Source organism: Psychromonas sp. B3M02, assembly GCF_003318165.1.
GTDB lineage: Bacteria > Pseudomonadota > Gammaproteobacteria > Enterobacterales > Psychromonadaceae > Psychromonas.
In genome coordinates, this window is sequence record NZ_QOCB01000063.1 from 1 (window position 1) to 8,769 (window position 8,769).

Sequence of the window (8,769 nt, forward strand, 5' to 3'; positions counted from 1 at the left end):
GTAAGTAACTGATCTATTTTACTTGTTAAAACAACTTATTTTTTCGTTGTAAGTTTCGTATAGGTAACAACCATTTACATCAACTTACGCCTCAAACTAAGCCATTTTTCCGGCGCAAAATTTAGATCAGTTATTTAATACAATTGGTATAATATAATCGAGTATTATAAATTCAAGGCATAAAAAAACCCTTACTTGGTGAGTAAGGGTTTTTATGGTTTTAAATGTAAGCAGTAAAATTAACTGTTAACTGCTACCTTAAAATCCGCAGATACAACATTAGTTGGTACTAATTCATAAGCTGCTTGTGGTTTTAGTAGTACATTTGATTTGCTTGCTACCATTAACATCTGTTTCAAACGGTTTGACTCAAATGGTTTTAATAATAAACCTTGTACATCTAATAAGCTGTTTAGGCCTAATAGTTCACGTTGTACATCGTGATGAGAGTTTAAGATACTGATGTCTGCAGCTGCAGATGTTTGTCCAGTACGAATTGCTTTAATTAATTCAAGACCAGAGTAATCAGGTAATAGTGCATCAACGATAATTAAATCGAAGTCTTGTAGTGCAATTGAACGCTCAGCTTCTAGTGTTGTAGCAACACCTTCAACGTAGGAAACGTTTAATGCTTCTAATTGCTCGATAAGTTGAATACGGCCTTCTGCTGCACCTTCAACAATCAGTACTTTCATGCTAGTGATAGCATTCGCAGTGCTTTCACCCTGCGCAATTGGAGACACTGCATTGTCAGAAACAGTCAGGCCTTCCATACGAGCAATATAACCACGTTTTGGAATCGTAGAAATATTAAGGCCGTGAAGGCTTAATGTTCCTACGCTTTTACGTAGTTGAGAGATATGTTGGTTAATAGTATGGTCAGTCACTAGACGACCCCAAACGTGTTGAGCAAGGTCTTCACGTGTTACAACTGTATTAACGTTTTTGCATAAGAAATGTAAAAGAGAGGTACGTAAAGGACCTAAGTACACTTTACGGTTACCGTGAATCAAACTGTTTTGACTCGTATCAATGTGGAATTCACCCACAACTAAACTTTTTTCTAACATAGTAGTACCCATTTTTTAATTTTTAATAATAATGCCAGTTCCAGTGGATAGGCGATTTTTTATTTTATTTGCGGACTACTTTGGTAGTCTCTTATATTTAATCAGAATCATATTATCAAATTAAGGTAAAAACACAAACACATTCATGCGCAATCATAATTTGATAAAAATAACATCAGTAAAATTAACTATAGGATAGTTTATAAAACATGCAAATAAGAAATACTTTATTTTTTGTTAATTAGACGTCGCTTTAGTAGAGCGGCTGAAAGGAAAATAAATTTCATTAATTGTTAATTAATAATTGACGAGCTCCTTTTTAATTCAAGCCAATATAAAGTTTTCCCATTAAATCTTAGTTTATAGCTTAATATTTCATGAATGAAACAACTATGGAAAAACCAATGCAGGATAAAGCGTTGCACTTTATTTGCTTTTCTATTGGCATTAATTAGATTGGAAAATATTTAATCTGAAAGGTAATACATGTTTTCTAGACGGTAGGAAATGAGTACTTCGATATAAACAAAAAAGGCAACGCTATGCGTTGCCTTTTAAAATAATAGATGAAGTATCTAATTACTTACGTTTTACCGCTTTAGCATTTGGTAAATCAGTAATTGAACCTTCATAAATCTCAGCAGCTAGACCAACAGACTCATGTAGTGTTGGATGAGCATGGATAGTTAATGCGATATCTTCTGCATCACAACCCATTTCAATTGCTAGGCCAATTTCACCTAGTAATTCACCAGCGTTAGTACCCACTACAGAACCACCGATAATGCGGTGAGTATCTTTATCAAAGATCAGTTTAGTCATACCATCTGAACAATCAGATGCGATTGCACGGCCAGAAGCTGCCCATGGGAATACTGATTTTTCGAAGTTAAGACCTTGTTCTTTTGCTTCTTTCTCAGTTACACCAACCCAAGCCATTTCTGGCTCTGTGTAAGCAATTGAAGGGATTGTTTTAGGGTCAAAGTAATGCTTTTTCCCTGCAATAACTTCTGCAGCAACATGCGCTTCATGCACACCTTTATGAGCTAACATAGGTTGACCAACAATATCACCGATAGCATGGATATGCGGTACGTTAGTATGCATTTGCTTATCAACTTCAATGAAACCACGTTCAGTCACTGTGATACCTGCTTTTTCAGCATCTAGTGATAGACCGTTTGGTACACGACCAACCGCTACTAATACTGCATCGTAAGCTTTTGCTTCAGCAGGTGCGTTTTTACCTTCAAAAGAAACGTATAGCGCATCTTCTTTAGCATCAACAGCTGTCACTTTAGTTTCAAGCATGATGTTGAATTTGTTCTTCACTTTCTTAGTGTAAACTTGCACGATATCTTTATCAGCTGCAGGTACTAATTGGTCTGCAAACTCTACAACGTCAACATCTGAACCTAGTGATTTGTATACTGTACCCATTTCAAGACCGATGATACCACCGCCTAAGATAAGTAAACGTTTAGGCACTGATTTAAGCTCTAGTGCATCTGTTGAATCCCAAACACGAGGGTCATCATGTGGAATGAATGGTAATTTAACAGGACGAGAACCCGCAGCGATAATTGCGTTATCAAAAGTAACAGTTGTTACTTCACCTTCGCTACTTGTTGCTTCAATGGTGTTAGCACCAGTAAAACGGCCAAAACCATTTACTGTTGTTACTTTACGCATTTTAGCCATGCCTTTAAGGCCACCAGTTAGTTGTGAAACTACTTTTTCTTTCCAGATACGGATTTTATCGATATCTGTAGATGGTTCACCAAATAATACACCGTGCTCAGATAATGCTTTTGCTTCTTCAATTACTTTAGAAACATGTAAAAGAGCTTTAGAAGGGATACAACCAACGTTTAAACAAACACCACCAAGTGTGTCGTATTTTTCGATTAATACAGTTTCTAGACCTAAATCTGCAGCACGGAATGCAGCAGAATATCCAGCTGGGCCTGAACCTAATACAACAACCTGCGCTTTAATTTCTTTACTCATGACGACCTCTATAAAAAAGAACACTCGAATTAGAATTCTAGTCTATTCAAATGTTAATAGAATGTAAATGAATGGTCGGCATAACTGCCGACCTAGTTAACAAAGTTTATAAGATTAATGTACGTAAATCAGATAAGTGCTTGTTAACAGCAGTGATAAAGCGCGCACCATCCGCACCATCGATTACACGGTGGTCGTAAGAAAGTGCAAGTGGAACCATCATACGAGGTTCAAACTCTTTACCGTTCCATTGTGGTTTAATCGCTGATTTAGATACGCCTAAGATAGCTACTTCAGGTGCATTAACGATAGGTGTAAATTGCGTACCGCCGATACCACCAAGGCTAGAGATAGTCATACTACCGCCTTGCATATCTTTAGCCGTTAATTTACCAGCACGTGCTTTCTTAGAGATCTCTGCGATATCACGACAGATTTCGAAAATACCTTTGTTTAATACATCTTTAACCACTGGTACAACTAGACCGTTTGGAGTGTCTACTGCGATACCGATGTTGAAGTATTTCTTCAGGATCAGGCTTTGACCATCTTCAGAAAGTGAAGAGTTAAAGTTAGGGTACTGTTGTAATGCTTTAGCTACCGCTTTCATCATGAATACTAACGGGCTAATTTTAACACCTAGATCTTGTTTAAGTGCGATTGCATTTTGCTCTTTACGGAACTCTTCTAGCTCAGTGATATCCGCTTCATCGAACTGTGTAACGTGTGGGATAGTCACCCAGTTACGGTGTAAAGCAGGACCAGAGATTTTTTGGATGCGAGAAAGTTCTTTCACTTCCACTTCACCAAATTTAGCAAAATCAACTTTAGGTGCAGCTGCTACAGCTAAGCCGCCAGCGCCACCAGATTTAGCCGCTTGTAATTGGCCTTTAACGTATTTTTGTACATCTTCTTTAGTTGTACGTCCTTTAGGACCAGAAGCAGCAATTACGTTTAGGTCTAAATCGAATTCACGTGCGATACGACGAACTGATGGAGACGCTTTAATTTCTTTGTTTACAGCAACTTCAGCTTTTGCTGGTGCAGCTTTAGGCGCCGCAGCAGGAGCTGGTGCAGCCGCTTTAGGAGCTTCAGCAGACGCCGCTGGTGCAGCAGCAGGTGCTTCGCCTTCAGCTTCAACTAATAAGATTAAAGAACCTTCAGATACTTTATCGCCAGTTGCGATTTTAATCTCTTTAACAACACCACCGAATGGTGCTGGAACGTCCATTGATGCTTTATCACCTTCAACAGTGATTACATCTTGGTCTTCAGCAATGGTGTCACCAACAGCAACTAGGATATCAGTTACTTCAACTTCATCACCACCAATATCTGGTACACAAAGTTCTTTAACAGCAGTTGCCGCTGCAGCTGGAGCCGCCGCTGGTGCTTCTGCTGGTGCTGCCGCCGGAGCTTCTTCAGCCGCAGGTGTTTCAGCAGCGGCAGAACCAGCTACTTCAACGATTAATACTAGATCACCTTCAGAAACGCTGTCACCAACGTTTACTTTGATCTCTTTAACCACACCAGCAACTGATGAAGGTACGTCCATTGACGCTTTGTCACCTTCAATCGTTAATACATCTTGGTCTTCAGCGATAGTATCGCCAACTGCAACTAAGATATCGGTAATATCAGCCGCATCAGCACCAATATCAGGTAGTAAAAATTCTTTTAATTCAGACATAATAATTTTCCTAATCAATAAAAGTCGGTGTTAACTTGTGTTAACACCGAGACTGATTTATGCAAATAATGGGTTGATTTTGTTTACATCAATATCAAACTTAGCAATCGCTTCTGTTACAACTTTACGTTCAACATCGCCACGCTTAGCTAGTTCAGTTAGTGCAGCAACAACAACGTAACCAGCATTAACTTCGAAGTGACGACGTAAGTTTTCACGACTATCGCTTCGACCGTAACCATCAGTACCAAGTACTTTGTATGACTCAGCAGGTACAAATGCACGTACTTGCTCAGCATAGTTTTTCATGTAATCCGTTGCAGCAATTGTTGGCTCAGTACCTAAAACATCAGTAATGTAAGCTGTTTTTTGCTCTGCTTCAGGGTTTAACATGTTGTAACGTTCAACGTCTTGACCGTCACGTGTTAACTCATTGAATGAAGTCACAGAGAAGATATCAGAAGCAACATCGTACTCTTCGCTTAGGATAGCTGCAGCAGCACGTACTTCGTTCATGATAGTACCTGAACTTAGTAGTTGTACTTTGCTCTTACCTGGTAATGAATCAAACTTGTAGATACCTTTACGGATACCTTCTTCAGCACCTTCTGGCATAGCCGGCATTGCGTAGTTTTCGTTCATTACTGTCAGGTAATAGAATACGTTTTCTTGTTTCTCACCGTACATACGCTCAATACCGTCTTGAACGATAACCGCTAACTCGTAAGCAAACGTTGGGTCGTATGAAACACAGTTAGGGATAGTGTTAGCTTGAATATGGCTGTGACCATCTTCATGCTGTAGACCTTCACCGTTTAGGGTAGTACGACCAGCAGTAGCACCTAATAGGAAACCACGTGCTTGTTGGTCACCCGCCATCCAAGCCATATCACCAATACGTTGGAAACCAAACATAGAGTAGTAGATGTAGAATGGAATCATTGGTAAGTCATTTGTACTGTATGATGTTGCAGCAGCAACCCAAGAAGACATAGAACCTAGTTCGTTAATACCTTCCTGTAATACTTGACCAGAAGTTGCTTCTTTGTAGTAAGACACTACGCCGCGGTCTTCAGGTGTGTATTCTTGACCATGTGGGTTGTAGATACCAACTTGACGGAATAGACCTTCCATACCAAATGTACGTGCTTCATCGGCGATGATTGGTACGATGTTTTTACCGATACCTTTATCTTTCAACAATACATTTAGGATACGTACGTAAGCCATTGTTGTTGAAATTTCACGTTTCTGTTCACCTAAAAGTGCAGAGAATTTATCTAACTCTGGCACAGCTAGTTTTTCAGTAAACTTAGGTAGACGCTTAGGTGTGTATCCCATTAATGCTTCACGTTTACCGTGAAGGTATTTGTACTCTTCAGAACCTTCTTCAAGCGTTAGGTAAGGAAGTGTCGCCGCTTTCTCGTCAGAGATTAAATCTTGTAGACCTAAACGATCACGTAGCGTTTGAATGTGGTTTTCATTCATTTTCTTCACGCCGTGAGCAATGTTTTTACCCTCAGCCGCTGCGCCCATGCCGTAACCTTTAACAGTTTTAGCTAGGATCACCGTTGGTTTACCCGCTGTATCTTCTGCGTTTTTGAATGCTGCGTATAGTTTAGATGAGTCATGACCGCCACGTTTCAGTGCAAAGATCTCTTCATCAGTCATATCAGCGACTAATGCAGCTGTTTCTGGGTATTTACCAAAGAAATGTTCACGAACGTAAGCACCGTCTTTAGATTTAAATGTTTGGTAATCACCATCAACGGTCTCTTCCATTAATTGTAATAATTTACCAGACGAATCTTTTGCAATTAGTGCATCCCAGTTACCGCCCCAGATAACTTTAACAACATTCCAACCCGCACCTGTGAATAGGCCTTCAAGTTCTTGAATGATGCTACCGTTACCCATTACAGGACCATCTAAACGCTGTAGGTTACAGTTGATTAGGAAACATAGGTTATCTAGTTTTTCACGTGAAGCGAATGATAATGAACCACGAGATTCCGGCTCATCCATCTCACCATCACCAAGGAAAGCGTAAACACGTTGTGCAGCAGTTTGTTTTAAACCACGACCATCAAGGTATTTAAGGAAACGCGCTTGGTAAATTGCAGCGATTGGACCTAGACCCATAGATACCGTAGGGAACTGCCAGAATTCTGGAAGTAATTTAGGGTGAGGGTATGAAGGAAGACCTTTACCATCAACTTCTTGACGGAAGTTATCTAATTGCTCTTCAGTTAAACGACCTTCTAGGAAAGCACGTGCGTAAATACCAGGAGAGATATGACCTTGGTAATAAACTAAATCACCACCATCAGTTTCGTTTGGTGCACGGAAGAAGTGGTTGAAACATACTTCATAAAACGCAGCCGCAGACTGGTAAGAAGCCATGTGACCACCAAGATCTAAGTCTTTTTTAGAAGCACGCATAACAATCATAATCGCATTCCAACGAATGATTGAACGAATACGTTGCTCTAATTTAAGGTCACCAGGGTAAGCTGGTTGATCAGATGCCGCAATGGTGTTTACGTAGTTAGTGTTAATGCCAGTTGGCAAATTAACGCCTTCAACGCGTGCTTTTTCCATCACTTGCTCAAGGATAAATTGAGCACGTTCTGAGCCCTCATCTTCAAGAATGGTTGTTAATGCTTCAAGCCATTCAGAAGTTTCTTGTGCATCAATATCTTTTAAGATGTCAGTCATGACACTTTCCTTCTATATCACTAGATAATCTCAGCTCGAAAGCCAAGCGTTTTTGTATAATTATTTACATTAAACACTACCTGCTTCACAGCACGCTGCATGCCATTTCGGCAATAAGTAATCTAAATAATTATCAGTATAAGTATGAATAACAGCCAAAGCTGATCCGCCATACTATAAAGCGGAAGTCATTTTTAAAAAGCGCCTAACTCACGTTTAAATGCACTCTCTTCACGCAACATAACCAAGCGTGTTTCTTCAATATAATGTAGATGCTGATCCGATGCTTCTTTTGCTTTCATCGGCTGCTTGGACAAAATAGCTTCCATTAACTGGAAGCGATGTTGATGAATTTTTTTTGCAACTTCTGGATATAAATAAAGCTGTTTCACGTTATCTGAAATGTTTTTTTGTAATAGTGGTTTGATGCCACGTGCTAAATGTAAAAACACAACATTATGTGATGCTTCGATAACTGCTTGGTAAAATTCAGCCACCGATTCTATTTCTAGTTCGATGTTACCAGCTGAATTTGCCATATCAATAGCATTGAAAGTTGTTTTTATTTTATGCAAATCATCAGAAGTACCTCTTAACGCGGCATAATAAGCAGAAAACCCTTCAATGGCATGACGAAATTCCAGTAAATCATATTGAGATTCCGGATGCGAATTAAGTAATTCGAATAACGGATCGGTCAATTGGTTACGTAATTCTTCTTTTACGTAAGTACCACCGCCTTGACGACGTGTTAATAACCCCTTTGACTCTAAACGTTGAATCGCTTCACGCAGAGAAGGTCGAGATACATCAAACTGTTTTGCTAATTCTCGCTCAGGTAACAACTTCTCACCCAGCTCTAAACGCCCTTCCAAAATCATGCTTTCTAACTGTGATTCAATCACATCAGCAAGTTTAGGTTGTTTAATTTTTGCGTAGGTCATAACAGCCTTAAATTATATAAACGTAACCGGTAAATGTTACGAGCAAATAACAGTCGAATGTAAAATGGTATTACCAATTTAATAGTTAACTATAGAAATTAACAAAATTAACAATTTATGTCTAGATTTTTATCTTTTTTAATGCCCCTGAAATTAAGGCGGTTATTGAGTTAAAGCCTTCATGTATGCGTTTAATAGAGAATAATTAAAAACGAAAGAAATCAACTCTAAAAACATTTTATATATGTATGATTTAATGACCATTTAATCAAATGCTTATTCATCAAATTATGAGCGATGCGATTAGTGGATAAAGTAGCTAAAAAATTTAAGTAAA

5 protein-coding genes are annotated in these 8,769 nt (G+C 38.9%); all 5 read right to left on the reverse strand.

Annotation, left to right across the window (positions count from 1 at the left end):
* Positions 1-239: 239 nt before the first annotated feature.
* The 5 genes from DS885_RS07700 to pdhR all read right to left on the reverse strand — a co-directional run bounded on the left by DS885_RS07700 (position 240) and on the right by pdhR (position 8,432).
* Entirely contained in the window at positions 240-1,070 is an 831-nt protein-coding gene (locus DS885_RS07700) for a winged helix-turn-helix domain-containing protein (RefSeq protein ID WP_113818856.1), read from the reverse strand.
* Between the two features lie 579 nt (positions 1,071-1,649).
* Complete coding sequence (lpdA, locus tag DS885_RS07705; RefSeq protein ID WP_113818857.1) at positions 1,650-3,080, reverse strand: dihydrolipoyl dehydrogenase; 1,431 nt, start codon at positions 3,078-3,080, stop codon at positions 1,650-1,652.
* Between the two features lie 106 nt (positions 3,081-3,186).
* Positions 3,187-4,770: a pyruvate dehydrogenase complex dihydrolipoyllysine-residue acetyltransferase gene (gene aceF / locus DS885_RS07710; protein WP_113818858.1), complete on the reverse strand. Its 1,584-nt coding sequence runs from the start codon at positions 4,768-4,770 to the stop codon at positions 3,187-3,189.
* Between the two features lie 57 nt (positions 4,771-4,827).
* Positions 4,828-7,488: a pyruvate dehydrogenase (acetyl-transferring), homodimeric type gene (aceE, locus tag DS885_RS07715; protein ID WP_113818859.1), complete on the reverse strand. Its 2,661-nt coding sequence runs from the start codon at positions 7,486-7,488 to the stop codon at positions 4,828-4,830.
* A gap of 194 nt (positions 7,489-7,682) precedes the next feature.
* Positions 7,683-8,432 carry a pyruvate dehydrogenase complex transcriptional repressor PdhR gene (gene pdhR, locus DS885_RS07720; RefSeq protein WP_113818860.1) on the reverse strand — a complete coding sequence of 250 codons (750 nt, stop codon included), beginning with the start codon at positions 8,430-8,432 and terminating at the stop codon, positions 7,683-7,685.
* Positions 8,433-8,769: the final 337 nt, after the last annotated feature.